The organism is Duganella sp. HH101, from assembly GCF_001758795.1.
Taxonomy (GTDB): Bacteria; Pseudomonadota; Gammaproteobacteria; order Burkholderiales; family Burkholderiaceae_D; genus Rugamonas; species Rugamonas rivuli.
The window spans coordinates 198,087-216,267 of the sequence record NZ_LRON01000008.1 but is presented as its reverse complement, the minus strand read 5'-3'; the positions used below and the strand labels follow the sequence as shown (position 1 = coordinate 216,267).

The following is an 18,181-nucleotide window of genomic DNA, read 5'->3' as shown; positions in this document are numbered from 1 at the left end:
TTTCATCAGAAGTCGACCAGCACCGAACCGACCACCTCGGCGCCGCTGTGCGCCATCTGCTCTTGCATCGCGTGGATGTCGGCCACCTGCGTGTGGTTCTTGCGGGCCACCAGCAGCACGCCGCCGACGCGCGCAGCGACCGCCAGCGCATCCGAGCCCATGGAGAACGACGGGGTGTCGTACAGCACCACGTCGAAATTCGCCTCCAGTTCATTGCCCAGGCCGGCAAACGAGGCGCGGCTCAGCAGTTCCTGCGGGTTGGGCGGCAAGGTGCCGGCGCCCAGCACCGACAGCGCGACGAAGGATTCGATCTTGGCGATGCTGTCGTGGCCGGCGCGGCCGGCCAGCATGTCCGACAAGCCCTGGCGCGACTGGATGTTGAAGATCTGCTGCTGCTTCGGGGTGCGCAGGTTGGCGTCGACCAGCAGGGTTTTTTCGCCCAGCTGCGAGAACACGATGGCCAGGTTGGCGGCGAACAGGCTGGCGCCGTCGCCCGGATTGATGCCGACCACGGCCAGCGCCTTGCGGCCGCGCGCGAACCAGCGCAGCATCAGCTGGCTGCGCACGGCGCGCAGCTGTTCCACCTGCTGGCTGAACGGCTTGTAGGCCGCCACCAGTTCGTTGGCGTACTTGCTCTCGCCTTGCAGCAGGTAGGGATAATCGAACTGACGCGCCAGCACTTGCTGGATGTCTTCTTCGGTGATCAGTCCCAGCCGCATGGCGGCCTCGCCGAAGCGCATGCCCAGTTCTTTTTGCATGCGCAATACGCGCTCGGCGTTCTCCGGCGAAATCTTGCCGGACTCCAGCAGCAAGCCGCCGATGCTGGAATCGCGGGCCGGCTGCACCACCGGGGAAATGATGGGGGTCGATTGCTGATTCATCTTGTCGTCCATATTAATTCAAGCGCATATTGCGCGGCAAAACGGAGTTGATCGCGCGGAAGCGTTTTTGTGCCGGCGCATTCCATTCGATGGTGCCCAGCACAGGGATGCCCAGCACGTCGCCGAGGTCGTCGCCGGAGCGCACGCGGCGGTCCATCATTTCAGCCAGCAGCGTGAAGCCCAGGCCCAGCAGCGAACCCAGGAAGGCGGCCAGCATGGTGTTGAGCAAGACGCGCGGACCGGACGGCGCCACCGGCACGATGGCGGGATTGAGCACCGAGATGTCGGACTGGTCCGATTGGCCTTCGATCTTGGTCTGCGAGAAGCGCTGCGAGGTGACGTCGAAGGCGCGCTGGGCGCTTTCCACGTCCTTGGCCAGCACGTTCATTTCGTCGCGGGTACGGTTCAGTTCCAGCACCTTGTTCTTCTGCTCGGCCAGCGCGGCGCGGATCGCGCCTTCGCGCTGGGCCAGGATGGCGGCGTTGTTGCCCACGCTGTTGGAGGTGATCTTCATCTGCACCGCCAGCTCGCTGCGCATCTTATCGACCTCGGTCTTGGCGCTCTGGTACTGCGGATGGTTGGTGCCCAGGCGCTGTGCCAGTTCAGCCAGCTTGGTCTCGGCGGCGCCGAGGCCGACCTTCAGGTTCTGGATCAGCGGATTGGTGGCCACGTCCGGCGACTCGGCCGACTGGGTGCCCTGCGCCATGCTGCGGCGCGAAGCCGCTTCCATGGCCTGGCCCTGGGCGGCAACCAGCTGCGCCGACAGGTCGTTCAGGCGGTTCGATTCGACGTCGAGACGGTTGTCGACGCTGACGATGCCGTGCTCCTGCTGGTACTTCGACAGGCGGCTCTGCGCCAGTTCGACATTGTCGCGCAACAGCTTGGTCTGCTCGTTGAAGTAGGCCGAAGCCTTTTTCATCGGGTCGACCTTCAACTGGATGCTGGTGCGCTGGTATTGCTCGGCGAAGGCGTTGGCCACGGCCGCGACGAACTGCGGGTCGCTGCCCTTGAAGCTGATGTCGATCACGCTGCTTTCGCGCGACGGCACGATTTCCAGCTTGGCCAGCAGCAGATCGGCCAGCCAGTGTTCGACCGAACCCTGACCGCCGGTGGCTTCATTGAACTGGGCCACCACCGCCGGGCTTTGCGCCAGCTTGAGCTGGTCCACCACGCGCAGCGCGACGTTCTTGCTGGTGATGATGTCGACCTGGGTCGCCATAAAGCCTGGCAACAGCTGGCTGGGCATCGCCATGCCGGTCAGGGGGTCGACCCCCTTGTAGTTGAGCAGCAACGAATTGGTGGCCTTATACGTCTTAGGCAGCAATTGGCTGATAACGGCGGTAACGGTGACTGTCACCAGCAAGGTAATCAGAAATATCCATTTTCGCGCGCGCAAAATCAGGAAAAACTGGGAAAAATTCATGGCCACTCTCTTTTCAAAATACGTAGGCTAGACAACGACGGTATAGCCGGCGTTAGAACAGGCTTTCTTTCACATAGATCACATCGTCCACCTGGACCAGGTCATCCTGCTTGGCTTCGATCACCTGCAGCACGCCCTTGGCGTCGCGGCGCTTGATGCGGATGCCGCGCTCGGTGCCGCGCGGGGTCAGGCCGCCGCCGGTGCTCAGCGCCTGCAGCAGCGTCATCTGGCGTTCCAGGCGGAATGGGCCCGGGCGCTGGACTTCGCCGTAGATGTAGAAGCGCGGCGCGCGCTCGACGTACAGGATGTCGCCGCCCATGACTTCGAAATCGCGGTTGAAGTCGTTGCCGCGGACCATGTCGACGACGTCGATGGCATCCTTGGTGGTGACGCCGTTGCGCTTGCGGATCAGGCTGACGACATCGCCGCCGTCGCCGCCGAAGCCGCCGGCCAGCGCCAGCATGTCCATCAGCGTGCGCTTGCCTTCGATCGGATAGCGGCCAGGACGGTTGACCGCGCCCAGCACCGACACCTGGGCGCTTTGCAGCGACGTCACCAGCAGGTTGACCTGGGCTTTACGGATGAAACCGCCGCTTTCCAGCATGCCGGCGATCTTCTTTTCCGCCGCCGCCGCCGTCAGTCCGCCCAGCTCGACCGTGCCGATCAGCGGGAAGGTGATCGTGCCGGCCTCGCTGACGCGGGTCTCCAGCGACAAGTCCTGGTTGCCGTACACCGACACCTTGACCACATCGCCCGCCCCCAGCAGCACGTCAGCCGCGCCGGCGGTCTGCGCCAACAAGGCCAGCATGCCGGCCACCATCCACATTGCAAGTCGCTTCATGATTCGCCCATTCCATTCTAGTTATAAAAACACTGCTACTTATTATTTGAGACCGGCCACGCCGCGCGCGTTCGAATCGGCTTCGCTCGCTGCCGGCGCCGCGGCGGCCGGGGCCGGGGCCGACGCTGCCGCCGATGCCGAGGCGCTGGCCGACGCGGCCGACTTGTTCAGGTACTCGATCTTGGCGGCGGCGCGCAGGCGGGCCAGTTCGGCGTCGGCGGCGGTCTTGCTCTTCTTATTGAACAGGAACTGGCCGATCTGGTTTTCCGCCGCGGCCAGGGTCTGCGGCGCGTCCTTGATATCGGTGATCTGGATCAGCAGGCTGCGCTCGCCTTCCTTGATGATGAACAGCTGGCCCTTCGGCAGCGACTGCAGCTTGCTGCTCAGCTCAGGCGGCAGGTCGGCCGTGGTGCGGGCGATCTGGGCGCGGGTGAACGCCACTTTGTTGGTGTCCAGCCAGGCCGCCACTTCTTCCAGCGACTTGGCGCCGTCCATCGCGGTTTTCAGCTCCGGCGTCATGGCGCTGGTGGCGATGATCAGTTCCTTCATGTCGAACTGCTTGCGCTGCGAGAAGAATTCCGGATGCTGGTTGAAGTACTCGGCGATCTCTTCCTTGGTCGGCTTGGTGATGGTGCCGACGCGCTTTTGCATGTACGACTGGGCGATGATCAGCGCCTTGGCGCGTTCGATCGCCTGCACTACCTTGGGATCGCGGTCCAGTTTTTCCTTGGCGGCTTCGTTGAGCAGCAGTTGGCGGTCGATCAGCGACTCCAGCAACTGCTTGCTGGCGGCTTCCTGCTGGGCGGCCTGCACGTTCGCGCGCTGCAGTTCCTCGTTCAACTGGGTGATCGTGATTTCTTCGCCATTGACGCTGGCCAACGACTGGCCAGGCTTTTTATCCTTGCTGCCGCCGCAGGCAGTCAGGCCTGCCGCAGCGACCAGCAGCAGTGCAGCGCACAGTACGCGCTGTTTCGATGGGACATCCTTGCGTACAACAACACCGGTAGTAGCGTTCAAAATTATTCCTTCCAAGTACATTCTAAAAAGCGGGCAGCCTGAAGCCCGGAACGAGGTATTGCGTTATTATAAAGAATGACACTTAATTTTACGTTAGACAACGCTGTTTATTTTTAAAAGCGCCACAATATCGGGCGGCGCCTGGTTCTCAATGTGCATTTTCCCGCTGGGCAACAACCAATACAGTACGGGCAATAATCCACAGGTCCAGCAGCAGCGACCAGCGGCGCAGGTAATCCAGATCGTACTGGATGCGCGCCTCCATCTTGTCCAGCGTGGCGGTTTCGCCGCGCAGGCCGTTGACCTGGGCCCAGCCGGTGATGCCGGGCTTGACCTTGTGGCGCAACATATACCCCTTGATCAGCTTGCGGTACTGCTCGTTGTGCGCCACGGCGTGCGGGCGCGGTCCGACGATGCTCATCCGCCCCTGCAACACATTAATGAATTGCGGCAGTTCGTCAAGCGAACTCTTACGCAGGAAGGCGCCGACCCGCGTCACGCGCTGGTCGTTCTTGGTGGCCTGCACCACCTTGGCGCCGTCCTCGCTGACCGTCATCGAGCGGAATTTGTAGACGATGATTTCCTCGCCGTACAGGCCGTAGCGGCGCTGGCGGAAGATGGCCGGCCCCGGCGACGACAGTTTCACGCTCAGGCCGATGACCAGCATGATGGGCAGCAGGCCGATCAGGATCAGCGTGCCCAGCACGATGTCGCTGACGCGCTTGATCATGCTGTTGAAGCCGGTGAACGGCGTTTCGCAGATGGCGATCACCGGCATGCCGCCGACGTTGTCGAAGCGCGCCTGCATCAGGTCGAAGATGTAGATGTCCGGCAAGAAATACACGGAGGCCGTGGTGTCCTGCAGCTCGTCGACCAGCGTGCGGATGCGCGGCTGGGCCGAGATCGGCTGGCTGATGAAGATCATCTTGATGTTGTTTTCGCGGACGAAGCCGGGAATGTCGACCATTTTGCCCAGCATCGGGTGCTGCATGCCGGGCGGGCGGCGGTCTTCGGTACGGTCGTCGAAGAAGCCGCGCACGGCCATGAACAGGTTGGGGTTCTTCTCGATGGTCGAGGCAAACTTCAGGCCGACGTCGTTGGCGCCGACGATGATCACCGAGCGCACCTCGCTGGCGTTGCCGGGCGAGCTGCCGAGCTTGCGCACCGCCAGGTGGCTGGCCAGCAGCAGGAACGGCGTGGCCACGAACCAGGCCAGCACCAGGCGCGCATTGTAGTGGCGCGTCAGGCCGCTGGCCATGCCGAGGAAAATCAGGATGGCCGCCGAGATGACCCAGCCGACGATGACGTCGCGGCCGTAGGCCCACATGCGGCCGCTGCGCCAGGTGCGATAGGGGTCGACGTGCTGGTACACCGACGACGTGATGAAATATGACAAGGTCATCAGGATCAGGTCGTAACCGGTGAAAGGCTGGTTGAAGCCCACCGAAAACAGGTATAACGTTCCCATGATGAGCAGCGGGTCGAGCACCCGCTGGAAGAACGAAATTAAGGGGATATCGTTGACCGTCATATTTTTCTTCTAGAACTGAATACTGCCATTAAGCGAAATCGTGTTGGCCAGGTAGCTGCCGGAGCCGACCAGCGGGCTGCCGGTGCGGCGCTGGCGATTGGCGTTCAGGCTGATCTGCGAGTGCACCGTCGGCATATAAGTCAGGCCGGCCTGCAGGGAGTTGCCGCTGTCGCTGGCGCCTGGCGGCAACTGGGCGCCGGAGGCGGCGTTGAAGTCGCGCCGCTCGCGCTGCACGCGCGCCGTCGCCATGATCTTGGTCGACAAATCCCACGACGCCGAAGCGCTGGCGCCCTTGTTCAAGCTGTTGTTGACGACGTTGCCCTCGACCGCCTCGTACACGCGCCAGCCGGAGAACGTCAGGCGCAGGCGCGACGCCGGCGACCAGATGAAGGTGGCGCGGCCGGTCGGGCCGTTGGAGTCGCGCGAGGTCAGCGCCGCGTGCGTGCGGCGCGCATAGCCGCCCAGCAGCTGGAACTGCGTGGTGCCGCTGAACACCCAGTTGACGTTGGCGTTGACCTCGTCCTGCTCGAAGCCGTTATCGAACAGCTGGCCGCCCGAGAAGCGCGGCAACTCGTAGGTGCCGCGCACATGGCGCAGCAAGATCCCCACGCGCGACGAGCTGGAGGCCAGGAAATCGATGCCGGCGTCGGTGGTGGTGTCGGTGCGGTTGTTGAAGCGCTGCGCCGTCAGGTCGTACTCGGCACGGCTGCGCTCGTAACCCGCATGGACACGCCAGCTCGGGTGGAACAGCCAGTTGATGTCGCCGTACGAACGGCGCTGGATGCGCAGATTGCGCTCGGTCGAATGGTAGTCATTGAACGGGGTCAGCGTCTGCACATAGTTGAGGCCGACATGTCCGTCGACATGGCTGCCGATGCGCCAGAGCAGGTCGGCCAGATAGTCGCGGCCATCGTAGTTGAAAGAATCGTAGTGCTCGAAGGCGACTTTGGACATCTTGGCGTGGCCGCTCAGCACCTGGCGGCCGATCGGGCGATCGAACAGCGCCCCCACTTGCAACTGCCGCATACTATCGCCGCGCGGCCCGAAAATGTTGGGGATACTGTCATCCAAACGCAACAAATTATCGTCATGCGTGTACGTGGCAGCAACAAAAGGATGGATGGTATCGCTCAGCTCGGCGTGCGCCGGCAGCGCGGCCAGGCCCAGGATCGCCAGCGGCAGCAGGCGCAGCAGCGGCTTCTGGCCGCGGGAAGTAGTTTGGACAGGACTATGCATTATCGTTTTCTTTGTCTGATCAATGTATCACTGCTTGAATATTACCAATAAGTCCACTGGCCGGTCATCACTACCCATACGCCCAGCGCTCCATTGGTGATCCCGTGCGCCACGATGGGCGCCCATAGATTTCGGCTACGCATGTACAGCAGGCTGTATGCCGCGCCGGCGACCATGCCGGCGAACCACAGATTGTGCTCAATCCCAAACAGTACCACCGAAATTGCCACCGCCTTCAGCCCGGCGCGCGCCGGGTCCAGCCGCAGAAAGTCGCCCTGGGCGATCCAGCGCATCAGGAAAGAGCGCCAGAACAGCTCCTCCATCACCGGCACCACCAGGGCCGCGCCGGCGATGCGTATCGCCACCAGCAGCCAGTCGATCTGTCCATCGGTGCGGGGATCATAGCCGGCCGACTGGCCGACCTGCATCCAGCCGGCATCGAGATTAATCCACAGCACCAGCACCACGAGGCCGACCGCCACCGCCAGGGCGCAGCCGCCCCAGCCCAGGCGCCAGTCGCGCAATTCCTCGTAACTGCGCCAGCACCAGGCCAGCGCCGCCACTACCGCCAGGATTTTGACTGGATAAAGCCAGCGCAGTTCCGCCGGACCAAGGCCGAGACGCTCGGCAACGTCGGCAACGAAGATGAAGGCGAGATAGACGAAAAACGGCAGGACCCGGCGCAGCGCCGCCGGCTCAAACACGACCCCCGCCCTCCCCGGTAGCGGCGCCCGGCTGCGACAACAGCGCCAGCGGCGAGGAAAACGGCGTGATCAAGGCGAAGCGCATGCGGGTCCCGTGTGTGCGAAATAAAAAGAAAATTGCCGACGCCCAACGTCAGCTCAAAACCATGCACATACTACAACAAAACCGCCCTACTTTGTTGCTACCGTGCGCAGCTATGCGCGGGTATTGGACTCGATTGTTTCCCAGCGCTCCAGAGCGGCCAGCAATTCCGCCTCGATCTCTTCCATGCGGCCGTTGACGCGTTTGGCTTCGGCGGCGTTTTTCTTGTAGAAATCGGGGTCGGACAGCTGCAGCGCCAGCGCGGTCTGCTCGTCCTCCAGGCGGGCGATCAGCGCCGGCAACTCGTCGAGCTCGCGCTGCTCCTTGAAACTGAGCTTGCGCTGCTTGGCGGCCGGGGCGGCGGCGGCCGGAGCCGCTTCGGCCTTGGCGGCAGCCTTGGCCGGAGCCGTCGGGGCGGCCACCGTGCGCACGCGTTCCCAGTCGCTGTAGCCGCCGACGAATTCACGCCATTGCCCCCCGCCTTCGGCCACGACGACCTGCGTTACCACGTTGTCGAGGAAGGTGCGGTCGTGGCTGACCAGGAACACGGTGCCCGGGTAGTCTTCCAACAATTCCTCCAGCAACTCCAGGGTTTCAATGTCCAGATCGTTGGTGGGCTCATCCAGCACCAGGCAGTTGGCCGGCTTGGCGAACAGGCGCGCCAGCAGCAAGCGGTTACGCTCGCCGCCGGACAGCGACTTGACCGGCGAGCGCGCGCGTTCCGGCGCGAACAGGAAGTCGTTCAGGTAGCTCATCACATGCTTGCGGGCGCCGTTGACTTCGACCCAGTCGCTGCCCGGGGCGATGGTTTCCATCAGGTTGGCTTCCTCGTTGAGCTGGGTGCGCATCTGGTCGAAGTACGCCACCTGCAGCTTGGTGCCCAATTTGGCGCTGCCGCTGTCCGGCTCCAGCTCGCCCAGGATCATTTTCAGCAGCGTGGTCTTGCCGGCGCCGTTGGCGCCGATCAGGCCGACCTTGTCGCCGCGCAGGATGGTGCCGGTGAAATTGCTGACGATCACACGGTCGCCGAAACTCTTGCTGATGTTTTCCAGTTCCGCCACGATCTTGCCGGAACGCTCGCCCGACGCCACCTCCAGCTTGACCTGGCCTTGCTGTTCGCGGCGCGCGGCGCGTTGCAGGCGCAGCGCCTCCAGGCGGCGCACGCGGCCTTCGTCGCGCACGCGGCGGGCCTTGACGCCCTTGCGTATCCAGATTTCCTCCTGCGCCAGCACTTTGTCGAACTTGGCGTTTTCCACTTCCTCGTTCTCCAGCAGCTCGGCCTTGCGGGCCTGGTAGGTGGTGAAGTTGCCGGGGAAGGACAGCAGGCGGCCGCGATCGAGCTCGATGATGCGGGTGGCGACGTTGTCGAGGAAGGAGCGGTCGTGGGTGATGAACAGCACGCTGCCCTTGAAATCGCGCAGCAAGCCTTCCAGCCACAGGATGGACGTGAAGTCCAGGTGGTTGGTCGGTTCGTCCAGCAGCAGCACGTCCGGCGCCGACACCAGCGCGCGCGCCAGCGCCACGCGCTTCTGCATCCCGCCCGACAGCGTCTTCATCAGCATGTCGCCGGTCAGGTTAAGGCGGTCGAGCACGGTTTCCACCTTGTTCGGCAGGCTCCAGGCGTCGGCCGCATCCAGCAGCACCTGCACGTCGTGCATGCGCTCCATGACGGCGTCGTCGTTGCCCTGGCCGAACTGGCCGGTCAGCGCATCGTATTCCTTCAGCAGCGCCGGCAGCTCGCCCATGCCGGAGGCGACGGCGTCGAACACCGTCATCTCGGGATCGAACACCGGTTCCTGCTCGACATAGGCGATCTTGATGTTCTGCTGCATGACCAGCAGGCCGTCGTCGAGCTTGAAGCGGCCGGAGATGATTTTCAGCAGCGACGACTTGCCGGTGCCGTTGCGTCCGATCAGGCCGACGCGTTCGCCGGTTTCCAGCGAGAATTCAGCATGATCGAGGAGCGCGACGTGGCCGAACGCCAGTTGCGCTGAGGAAAGAGAGATGACTGCCATAGTAGAATGAGGAGATCGAAACGCGCTGCGTGATGCGAGCCCGCCGATTAGGTGAGTAAAGCACGCATTGTACCGATAGTCGGCTCACACGCGCCATTTATTGCAGCCACGATGGCCGGGCGCGTCGTTTCGAACGCTGGCAACGGCCGGGCGTGGCCCGGCCGCGCAGTCAAAGGCCGCTGCTCAGGCGGCGTTGCGGCGGCGACGCGCCAGCACGCCCAGACCGGCGAAACCGGCCAGCAGCATTGCATAGGTGTCCGCCTCGGGTACCGGCGAAGTCAGGTCGAAGCGGGTGTCCGCGGTCCAGTGCATGGTATTGTCGCTCCAGCCGGACGGTGCATTCAGATAGCGGTATTCCTGGACGCCGCTGGTGATTTCCTGGCCGCGGGAAACAATACCCTCAGGGTCGGAGGACGACATCGACGTGCCGAAGTTCAGGGCGCCGTGGGCATAGGAAAAGGCCGACAGGCCGCAGTGGAAATAAGGAATGCCCGGATTGGAGCAATTGGCATAGTCCACGCCATCGACGACGAAGCTGGAGATTTCACCGCTATCGATCGTGCCGTCGGCGTTGCGATCGCTGCCGGTGAACGCACCGCCGATCGAATAGGTATTGTCAAAGGATTGCGTCGCATCATTGTAGAAGCCGGTAAAACTAAAGGTCCACGTCTGGTCCGCAGCGTGCGCAGCGGTAGAGCACATTAATGATGCAGCAAAAATTGCAAGAATTTTACTTTTCAAGATACTGCTCCCTGATGAACAAATTAGCTAATTAGCATGGATAGTATAATGCAAATGAGTAAAAGAACAATCTGTGTTACATGTTATTTGTGTTAAAGCGCAGGGATTGTGACAATCCTGCAAAAGGGAAAGAGGCCGGAGTGGGGGGTGGTGTCGCCAACAGGAATCGAACCTGTATCTGATTCTTAGGAGGAACCTGTTCTATCCGTTGAACTATGGCGACACGCTGAATGAGCCGCCATTGTAGCCGCTAACCTTCGTGTCGCCCAGAGGTAAGCATGCCCATCCTGGATTTTTTTGCAAGACACCTCCGCGAACCGCAGCGTATCGGCCTGTTCCCGCTTGACATTTCATTTCGAATAATACGAGTTTGTTAAATTATAATAGCGACTGAAATCGCCCTCTCCTCGCCAGAGGAGGACTGTTCACCCCGTCACCCCCATTCCTATGAAAAAATACCATGGCATTCAGATACTCAGGTTTGCGGCGGCCTCGCTGGTCGTTGCCGAGCATCTAATTGGCAACGTCGTCAATCACTGGGCCAATGCCGGACATTATGAGGTGCCGCCGCTGGGATTAATCGGCGTCATCGTTTTCTTCGGCATCAGCGGCTTCATTATGGTGACTACCCAGTACGACGCATTTGGAAGCGTCGCCAAAAGCGCCGATTTCTTCTTTCGGCGCGTGCTCCGCATCCTGCCGGTTTATGCCATTGCGACAACCATGCAATTCATAAACAAGTTCAATGCCGGCGAACACTACACAATCGTTAACTATTTTAAATCGCTGCTCTTCGTTCCCTATATCGGCGACAAAGGCTTTTACCGTCCTATCCTGGGCCAGGGCTGGACGCTGAATCTGGAAATGTTCTTTTATCTGGTGTTCGCCTTGTCGCTCATCCTGCCCCGCATGGGTGGCATGGCGCTCAGCATCGCCGTGTTCGTGGCCTTTGCCGCCACACACAGCTACGCCGCGGAGATGAACGTCGTCCTGGCGTTCTACATGCAACAAATCCTGCTGTTCTTCGCGTGCGGGATGCTGATTGCAACGCTGTGCAAGCATGTCCACTGGCGCTCGGCCTCGGTGGCGTCGCCGCTGGGCATCTGCCTGGCGCTGATGGCGGGCGGCATATGGGTCAATCTGTACCTGCCGGAAGGCGCGCACCTGGCCTACAACCTGGTGATGGTGTCGGCCTGCGTCTGGGCGGCGGCAAGCTACCAGCCCGTCCATACCGGCAAGACGGTGGCCATCCTGGAGCGCCTGGGCGATGCATCGTTCAGCACCTACTTGTTCCATGGTTTCATGCTGGGTGCGATCAAGTTCCTGTCCTACCGCACCGAGGAAGGCCAGTGGCTCAAGTTCGCGCTCCTGCTCGCAAGCGCCGTGATACTCGCCAATCTGGTCGGGCTGCTGATGTACAGATTCGTGGAACACCCGATTGCACGTTTGCTCAAGGGATGGACGCAGAAGCCGCACACGGCCCAGTCCAAGCCGCCGCAGCAGACGGCCAAATCCCGCGCCTGAAGGGGCCTACCCCACCGGCACCACGGCCGTCACCTCGATCTCCACCCGCGCCTGGTCCTCGACCAGGCCGGCCACCTGCACCGCCGTCATCGCCGGAAAATGCTTGCCGATGATGTCGCGGTAGGCGGCGCCGACTTCCTTGTAGGCGCCCACGTATTCCTTCTTGTCCAGCACATACCAGGTCATGCGCACGATATGCTCGGGCTTGGCGCCCGCCTCGGCCAGCACCTCGACCGCGTTCTGCAGCGCCTGGCGCACCTGGCCGGCGAAGTCGTCGGTGTGGAACACGCCCTGGCCGTCCCACCCTATCATGCCGCTGACGCACACCGTGCGTCCGCTGGCGGCCACGCCGTTCGAATAGCCACGCGGCCGGACCCAGCCCGGCGGTTGAAGAAATTCCATCATTGTTCCTTAGTGTTTGCCGCGCGCAGCAGTTCGCGCGCGATGATCAATTGCTGTACTTCGGTGGCGCCCTCGTAGATGCGCAGCGCGCGGATCTCGCGGTACAGCCGCTCGACCGGCTGCTCGCTGACCACGCCCAGGCCGCCGAACATCTGCAGCGCGGCGTCGATCACCTGCTGCGCCGTTTCGGTGGCCGTCATCTTGGCCATCGCCGCCTCCCTGGTGACGTTGCGGCCCTGGTCGCGCTGCCAGGCGGCGCGATAAGTCAGCAGCGCGGCGGCGTCGATGCCGGTCGCCATCTGCGCCAGCTTCGCCTGCGTCATCTGGAAATCCGACAGCGCCTGGCCGAACATCTTGCGCTGCGTGGCGTGCGCCAGCGCCTCGTCCAGCGCGCGCCGCGCGAAGCCCAGCGCCGCCGCCGCCACCGAGGTGCGGAACACGTCCAGCGTGGACATCGCCACCTTGAAGCCCTGTCCCGCCTCGCCGATGCGCTGCGCGGCCGGGATGCGGCAATCGCTGAACGCCAGGCGCGCCAGCGGATGCGGGGCGATCACCTGGATACGTTCGGCGATAGCGAAGCCCGGCGTGCCGGCATCGACGATGAAGGCGCTGATGCCGCGCGCGCCGGGCTGTTCCCCCGTGCGGGCGAACACCACATAAAAGTCGGCGATGCCGCCGTTGGAGATCCAGGTCTTCTCGCCGTTGAGCACATAGTGGTCGCCGTCGCGGACCGCCGCGCACTGCATGGCGGCGACATCGGAACCTGCCTGCGGTTCGGACAGCGCGAAAGCCGCGATGGCGTCGCCACGCGCCACGCGCGGCAGGTAGGCCTCGCGCTGGGCAGCCGTGCCGTGCAGGCTGATGGCGCCCGAGCCCAGCCCCTGCATGGCGAAGGCGAAATCGGCCAGGCCGTTATGCCGCGCCAGCGTCTCGCGGATCAGGCAGATGGCGCGGGTATCGATGCCCTCGCCCATCGCGCCGTACGCGGCGCCGGCAATCGCGTGTTTGAGCCAGCCGCCGTCGCCCAGCTGGCGCACCAGATGGCGGCAGGCCGCATCGACGTCGGCCTCGTGCTGCTGCGCGATGTGCTGCGCGGCCCAGGCATCGAGCTCGCGCTCCAGCACCGCGTGGCGCGCATCGAAGAACGGCCATTCCAGATAAGTCTTGTCGCCCATTAGTCGCCTTCGAATTCAGGTTTTTGCTTGGCCACGAAAGCGTGGTAAGCGCGATGGAAGTCGTTGGTCGCCATGCAGATCGCCTGCGCCTGCGCTTCCGCCTCGATGGCTTCGTCGACACCCATGTTCCATTCCTGCTGCAGCATCTTCTTGGTCATGCCGTGGGCGAAGGTGGGCCCGTCGGCCAGGCCGCGGGCGAAGGCGTGCGCCGCGTCCAGCAGCGCCTCCGGTTCCTGCAGGCTGTTGAAGAAGCCCCAGCGCTCGGCCTCCGCGCCGGACATCGAACGGCCGGTGTACAGCAGCTCGGCGGCGCGGCCCTGGCCGATCACGCGCGGCAGCAAGGCGCAGGCGCCCATGTCGCAGCCGGCCAGCCCCACCCGCGTGAACAGGAAGGCGGTCTTGCTGCGCGCCGTGCCGAGGCGAATGTCCGAAGCCAGCGCCAGGATCGCGCCGGCGCCGGCGCAGATGCCGTCGACCGCCGCCACCACAGGCTGCGGGCAGGCGCGGATGGCCTTCACCAGGTCGCCCGTCATGCGCGTGAACGCCAGCAGGCCGGGCATGTCCAGCTTGGTCAGCGGGCCGATGATGTCGTGCACGTCGCCGCCGGAGCAGAAGTTCTCGCCGGCGCCGGTGATGACGACGGCCTTGACGTCGTCCGCATAGGCCAGCGCGCGGAACAAGTCGCGCAGCTCGGCGTAGGAATCGAAGGTCAGCGGATTTTTGCGCTCGGGGCGGTTCAGCGTCAGCGTGGCGACGCCGGCGCGGACTTCAAACAGAAAGTGGCTGGCATGGTAATCGGCCAGCGCGGCGCGGTTGCCGGGCAGTTGCTGCGCTTCGCCGGGAAGATATCGCATGGTGTGGTTCCTTATTTTTCGTCCGAGGCGTTCAGGTGCTGCTTCATCTGCGACAGCAGGTCGATCAGCTGGCTCTTGTCGGCGCCGGAAATGTCCTGCAACAGTTCGGCGATCCAGCCCTCGTGCACGGCGGCCATGGTGGCGAAGGCCTTTCGGCCGGCCGCCGTCAGCTTGACGCTGTAGGCGCGGCCGTCTTTCGGATCGGGCACGCGCACCACCAGCTTCTCCTGCTCCAGCTGGTCGGTGATGCCGGTGATGTTACCGCCCGTGACCATCATCCGCTTCGACAGCTCGCCCATGCGCAGGCCTTGCGGGTAGCGCTCCAGCTGCGCCATCAGATCGAAGCGCGGCAGCGTGATGCCGAAGCTGGCGCGCAGCCGGCTGCGGATTTCGTTCTCGATTTTGACGGTGCAGGACAGCATGCGCAGCCACAGCTTGAGCGATTGATGGTGGTCCTGCGTCAGGCGGCTGGCCAGGTCGAGCACCGGCGCCCCCTCGTCCTCGTCGTCGATGGGATTCGGTTGATTCTCGTTGTCTGAAAATGGTGGCATAGCTTCCTCGTGCTTCACATTACTTCGCCGCCGGCGACGGCGACGGATTGTCCATTCATGGCGCCCGCTTCGGGCAGGCAAAGCCAGGCCACGGCGCTGGCCACTTCCCCGCTCTGCACCAGCCGCTTCTGCGGATTGGCGGCGGCCAGTTCGGCGCGCGCCTCATCCTCGCTGCGGCCGGTCTTGGCGGCGATATTGGCGACAGCTTCGCGCACGATATCGGTTTCGGTGTAGCCGGGGCAGACGGCGTTGACCGTCACGCCCTTGGCCGCGACCTCCAGCGCCAGCGCGCGCGTCAGGCCGATCACGCCGTGCTTGGCCGCGACGTAGGCCGACACGTAACGATAACCGATCAGCCCCGCAGTCGAGGCAACGTTGACGATGCGGCCCCACTTCGCGTCCAGCATGCCGGGCAGCGCGGCCTGGGTGCAGTGGAAGGTGCCGGTCAGGTTCACGTCCAGCATGCGCTGCCACAGCGCGGCGTCGGTCTTGCCGAACGGCGCGGGCGCGGCCTGGCCGGCGTTGTTGACCAGGATGTCGATACGGCCGAAGCGCTCCACAGCGCCGGCAAAGCCGCTGCGCACCGAGGCTTCATCGGTCACATCCAGCACCTGCATGGCTACCGCGCCGCCCAGGGGTGCGGCGATGGCGCTTATCGTCTCGACGGCCGCCAGCAGCGCCTGCGCGTCGCGGCCAGCCAGCGTAACGCGTGCGCCGCGCAGCAGCAAGGCCTGCGCGCAAGCGGCGCCGATGCCGCGCGCGCCGCCCGTCACCAGCGCATGCTTGCCGGCCAGCGGCAGTTGAACTGTCCCGCTCATACGCTCACCCTTCCAGCAGCTTGGCCGCGACTTGCTGCGGCGTGAGGCCGGTGCTGGCGGCCGCCAGCTGGCGCTCGCGCTCCAGGTTGCGCTCCAGTTGCTGCTTGGCCGGCAGGTACTGCTTCGGCCAGGCGACGCCGGAATAGCCTATCCTGGCCGCTTCCGCCAGCGTCCACGCCGGATTGGCCAGATGCGGCCGGCCGACCGCGCACAGGTCCGCACGGCCTGCGGCGATGATGCCGTTGGCATGGTCGGCCTCGAAGATCGAGCCGACCGCGATCGCGCCTATGCCCGCCTCGTTGCGGATGCGGTCCGCGAACGGCGTCTGGAACATGCGTCCATAGACCGGCTTTTCCAGCTTGCTGACCTGCCCCGACGAGCAATCGATCATGTCGGCGCCGGCCGCCTTGAACAGGCGCGCGATCTGCACCGCGTCGTCCGGCGTAACGCCGCCTTCGACCCAGTCGTGCGCCGAGATGCGCACGCTCATCGGCTTGTGCCGCGGCCAGGCGGCGCGCATCGCCGCGAACACGCGCAGCGGATAGCGGCAGCGGTTTTCCAGGCTGCCGCCGAATTCGTCGCCGCGCTCGTTGGTCAGCGGCGAGATGAAGGACGACAGCAGATAGCCGTGCGCGCAATGCAGCTCGACCCAGTCGAAGCCCGCCGCGTCGGCCGCCTGCGTGGCGCGCACGAAGTCGGCTTCGATGCGGTCCATGTCGGCCACGGTCATGGCGCGCGCGGTTTGCGAAACGCCGGCCAGGTACTGCTGCGGCGACGCGGAGACCAGCGGCCAGTTGTCCTTGTCGAGCGGCTGGTCGATGCCGTCCCACATGGCGCGGGTCGAACCCTTGGCGCCGGCATGTCCCAGCTGCAGCGCGATCTTCGCGTCGCTGTGCTGGTGGACGAAATCGACGATGCGCTTCCAGGCCTGCGTGTGCTCCGGCGCGTACATGCCGGGACAGGCCGGCGTGATGCGCGCATCGGCCGACACGCAGGTCATCTCGGCGAACACCATCGCCGCGCCGCCCATCGCCCTCGCGCCCAGGTGGGCCAGGTGATAGTCGCCGACCACGCCGTCCACCGCGCTGTACTGCGCCATCGGCGAGACGACGATACGGTTCTTCAGCACGACGTCGCGCACCTTGAAAGGCGTGAACATCGGCGGCACCGGCTGCGCAGGCGCCGCCTGCAAGCCCGCCTGCGCGAACGAGCGCGCCGCGAACCAGCGTTCATAGTCCGCCACGTAGCCGGCGTCGCGCAGGCGCAGGTTCTCGTGCGATAGCCGCTGGCTGCGGGTCAGCATCGAGTAGGCGAACTGCGGCGCTTCCATCGCCGTGTAGCGTTCGACGTTCTCGAACCACTCCATCGAATTGAGCGCCGCGCTTTGCAGCTTGATGACCTCCACCGCACGCACCGACTGGTAAGCCGCCAGCGCCGTCGCCGCATCATCATGCTCGCCGAAACAACGCGCCAGTTCGATCGCATCCTCCAGCGCCAGCTTGGTGCCGGAGCCGATCGAGTAATGCGCCGAATGCGCGGCGTCGCCCATCAGCACCACCGGCACCTCACCGTTCCAGTGCACCCACTTGTCGCAAACGATGCGCGGAAACTTGATCCACATGGCGGAGCCGCGCAGGTGCGCCGAATTGGACATCAGGCCATGGCCGTCCAGCTGGTCGGCAAACAGCTTCTCGCAAAACGCGACCGACTCCTCCTGGCTCATCTCCTCCAGCCCCGCCGCGCGCCATACCGATTCCGGCGTCTCGACGATAAAGGTCGAGGTGTCGCCGTCGTACTGGTAGATGTGCGCCTGGAACCAGCCGTGCTCCGTCTGTTTGAAGGAGAAGGTGAAGGCGTCGAACTTCTTGCGCGTGCCCAGCCACACGAAGCGGCATTGGCGCGCTTCGATCTGCGGCAGGTAGCTGGCGGCGTAGCGGGTGCGGATGCGGCTGTTCAAACCGTCGGAGGCGATCACCAGATCCGCGCCATAGCGGGCGGCGATTTCCTGGTCGTCCAACACCTCGGTCTCGAACACCAGCGACACGCCCAGTTCCTCGCAGCGCTGCTGCAGGATGTTGAGCACGCGCTTGCGGCCGATGCCGCAGAAACCGTGGCCGCCGGACGTGACCTTCGCGTCCTTGAAGTAGACGTCGATATCGTCCCAGTGGTTGAACGATTCCTGGATCGCACGCGCGGTCGCCTCGTCGGCGTTCATCAGATTGCCCAGCGTCTGGTCGGAGAACACCACGCCCCAGCCGAAGGTGTCGTAGGGACGGTTGCGCTCCACCACCGTGATCTGGTGGGCCGGGTCCTGCTTCTTCATCAACAGGCTGAAATACAGGCCGGCGGGGCCGCCGCCTATGCAAACAATATTCATGTGGCTCTC

The 18,181-nt window shown here is 64.0% G+C and carries 16 protein-coding genes and 1 tRNA gene; 1 reads left to right on the top strand and 16 read right to left on the bottom strand.

Annotated elements, in window-relative coordinates; genetic code table 11:
* Positions 1 to 5: 5 nt before the first annotated feature.
* The 10 genes from epsG to DUGA2_RS15180 form a co-directional block, all read right to left on the bottom strand.
* Complete coding sequence (gene epsG, locus DUGA2_RS15225; protein WP_070270263.1) at positions 6 to 881, bottom strand: chain length determinant protein tyrosine kinase EpsG; 876 nt, start codon at positions 879 to 881, stop codon at positions 6 to 8.
* 13 nt (positions 882 to 894) lie between these two features.
* Positions 895 to 2,304: a chain length determinant protein EpsF gene (gene epsF, locus DUGA2_RS15220; RefSeq protein ID WP_070270114.1), complete on the bottom strand. Its 1,410-nt coding sequence runs from the start codon at positions 2,302 to 2,304 to the stop codon at positions 895 to 897.
* Between the two features lie 52 nt (positions 2,305 to 2,356).
* Entirely contained in the window at positions 2,357 to 3,145 is a 789-nt protein-coding gene (gene epsE / locus DUGA2_RS15215) for a polysaccharide export protein EpsE (protein ID WP_070270112.1), read from the bottom strand.
* Positions 3,146 to 3,187: 42 nt separating this feature from the next.
* Entirely contained in the window at positions 3,188 to 4,162 is a 975-nt protein-coding gene (locus DUGA2_RS15210; protein WP_070270110.1) for an EpsD family peptidyl-prolyl cis-trans isomerase, read from the bottom strand.
* 148 nt (positions 4,163 to 4,310) lie between these two features.
* Positions 4,311 to 5,693 carry an undecaprenyl-phosphate glucose phosphotransferase gene (locus DUGA2_RS15205; protein ID WP_008446392.1) on the bottom strand — a complete coding sequence of 461 codons (1,383 nt, stop codon included), beginning with the start codon at positions 5,691 to 5,693 and terminating at the stop codon, positions 4,311 to 4,313.
* Between the two features lie 9 nt (positions 5,694 to 5,702).
* Positions 5,703 to 6,929 carry an XrtB/PEP-CTERM-associated polysaccharide biosynthesis outer membrane protein EpsL gene (epsL, locus tag DUGA2_RS15200; RefSeq protein WP_070270109.1) on the bottom strand — a complete coding sequence of 409 codons (1,227 nt, stop codon included), beginning with the start codon at positions 6,927 to 6,929 and terminating at the stop codon, positions 5,703 to 5,705.
* Between the two features lie 41 nt (positions 6,930 to 6,970).
* The gene (locus tag DUGA2_RS15195; RefSeq protein ID WP_070270107.1) at positions 6,971 to 7,633 is read right to left on the bottom strand and encodes a CAAX prenyl protease-related protein; all 663 of its coding nucleotides are present in this window, start codon (positions 7,631 to 7,633) and stop codon (positions 6,971 to 6,973) included.
* 195 nt (positions 7,634 to 7,828) lie between these two features.
* Positions 7,829 to 9,730 carry an ATP-binding cassette domain-containing protein gene (locus tag DUGA2_RS15190; protein WP_070270104.1) on the bottom strand — a complete coding sequence of 634 codons (1,902 nt, stop codon included), beginning with the start codon at positions 9,728 to 9,730 and terminating at the stop codon, positions 7,829 to 7,831.
* A gap of 183 nt (positions 9,731 to 9,913) precedes the next feature.
* A complete protein-coding gene (locus DUGA2_RS34210) occupies positions 9,914 to 10,471 on the bottom strand; it encodes a PEP-CTERM sorting domain-containing protein (protein ID WP_210402564.1) in 558 nt (185 codons plus the stop codon).
* Between the two features lie 148 nt (positions 10,472 to 10,619).
* Positions 10,620 to 10,694: transfer RNA gene (locus tag DUGA2_RS15180), tRNA-Arg, on the bottom strand.
* Between the two features lie 224 nt (positions 10,695 to 10,918).
* Between DUGA2_RS15180 and DUGA2_RS15175 the strand changes: the two genes are divergently transcribed.
* Positions 10,919 to 11,995, top strand: a complete 1,077-nt coding sequence (locus DUGA2_RS15175) for an acyltransferase (protein ID WP_070270101.1) — start codon at positions 10,919 to 10,921, stop codon at positions 11,993 to 11,995.
* A 6-nt stretch (positions 11,996 to 12,001) separates the two neighbouring features.
* Here the strand turns inward: DUGA2_RS15175 and DUGA2_RS15170 are convergent, their stop codons facing one another.
* From DUGA2_RS15170 to DUGA2_RS15145, 6 genes are read right to left on the bottom strand one after another with little or no spacing between them, the layout of a single operon-like run.
* Complete coding sequence (locus DUGA2_RS15170; protein ID WP_070270099.1) at positions 12,002 to 12,397, bottom strand: RidA family protein; 396 nt, start codon at positions 12,395 to 12,397, stop codon at positions 12,002 to 12,004.
* The gene (locus DUGA2_RS15165; RefSeq protein ID WP_070270097.1) at positions 12,397 to 13,572 is read right to left on the bottom strand and encodes an acyl-CoA dehydrogenase family protein; all 1,176 of its coding nucleotides are present in this window, start codon (positions 13,570 to 13,572) and stop codon (positions 12,397 to 12,399) included. Before DUGA2_RS15165 ends, DUGA2_RS15170 begins: the two co-directional genes overlap by 1 nt.
* The gene (locus tag DUGA2_RS15160; protein ID WP_070270096.1) at positions 13,572 to 14,426 is read right to left on the bottom strand and encodes an enoyl-CoA hydratase family protein; all 855 of its coding nucleotides are present in this window, start codon (positions 14,424 to 14,426) and stop codon (positions 13,572 to 13,574) included. Before DUGA2_RS15160 ends, DUGA2_RS15165 begins: the two co-directional genes overlap by 1 nt.
* 11 nt (positions 14,427 to 14,437) lie before the next feature.
* Positions 14,438 to 14,977, bottom strand: coding sequence for a MarR family winged helix-turn-helix transcriptional regulator (locus tag DUGA2_RS15155; RefSeq protein ID WP_008446382.1), 540 nt, complete (start codon positions 14,975 to 14,977; stop codon positions 14,438 to 14,440).
* Positions 14,978 to 14,991: 14 nt separating this feature from the next.
* Positions 14,992 to 15,795, bottom strand: coding sequence for an SDR family NAD(P)-dependent oxidoreductase (locus tag DUGA2_RS15150; protein WP_070270094.1), 804 nt, complete (start codon positions 15,793 to 15,795; stop codon positions 14,992 to 14,994).
* A gap of 4 nt (positions 15,796 to 15,799) precedes the next feature.
* Complete coding sequence (locus DUGA2_RS15145) at positions 15,800 to 18,172, bottom strand: bifunctional salicylyl-CoA 5-hydroxylase/oxidoreductase (protein ID WP_070270093.1); 2,373 nt, start codon at positions 18,170 to 18,172, stop codon at positions 15,800 to 15,802.
* Between the last annotated feature and the right edge of the window lie 9 nt (positions 18,173 to 18,181).

What these genes read in the sequence shown, in the direction of transcription:
- epsE (WP_070270112.1), bottom strand. Translation starts at nt 3,145, where the DNA reads ATGAAGCGACTTGCAATGTGGATGGTGGCCGGCATGCTGGCCTTGTTG.
- DUGA2_RS15145 (WP_070270093.1), bottom strand. Translation starts at nt 18,172, where the DNA reads ATGAATATTGTTTGCATAGGCGGCGGCCCCGCCGGCCTGTATTTCAGC.
- epsL (WP_070270109.1), bottom strand. Translation starts at nt 6,929, where the DNA reads ATGCATAGTCCTGTCCAAACTACTTCCCGCGGCCAGAAGCCGCTGCTG.
- DUGA2_RS15160 (WP_070270096.1), bottom strand. Translation starts at nt 14,426, where the DNA reads ATGCGATATCTTCCCGGCGAAGCGCAGCAACTGCCCGGCAACCGCGCC.
- epsG (WP_070270263.1), bottom strand. Translation starts at nt 881, where the DNA reads ATGAATCAGCAATCGACCCCCATCATTTCCCCGGTGGTGCAGCCGGCC.
- DUGA2_RS15170 (WP_070270099.1), bottom strand. Translation starts at nt 12,397, where the DNA reads ATGGAATTTCTTCAACCGCCGGGCTGGGTCCGGCCGCGTGGCTATTCG.
- DUGA2_RS15165 (WP_070270097.1), bottom strand. Translation starts at nt 13,572, where the DNA reads ATGGGCGACAAGACTTATCTGGAATGGCCGTTCTTCGATGCGCGCCAC.
- DUGA2_RS15175 (WP_070270101.1), top strand. Translation starts at nt 10,919, where the DNA reads ATGAAAAAATACCATGGCATTCAGATACTCAGGTTTGCGGCGGCCTCG.
- DUGA2_RS15150 (WP_070270094.1), bottom strand. Translation starts at nt 15,795, where the DNA reads ATGAGCGGGACAGTTCAACTGCCGCTGGCCGGCAAGCATGCGCTGGTG.
- DUGA2_RS15155 (WP_008446382.1), bottom strand. Translation starts at nt 14,977, where the DNA reads ATGCCACCATTTTCAGACAACGAGAATCAACCGAATCCCATCGACGAC.
- epsF (WP_070270114.1), bottom strand. Translation starts at nt 2,304, where the DNA reads ATGAATTTTTCCCAGTTTTTCCTGATTTTGCGCGCGCGAAAATGGATA.
- DUGA2_RS15205 (WP_008446392.1), bottom strand. Translation starts at nt 5,693, where the DNA reads ATGACGGTCAACGATATCCCCTTAATTTCGTTCTTCCAGCGGGTGCTC.
- DUGA2_RS15190 (WP_070270104.1), bottom strand. Translation starts at nt 9,730, where the DNA reads ATGGCAGTCATCTCTCTTTCCTCAGCGCAACTGGCGTTCGGCCACGTC.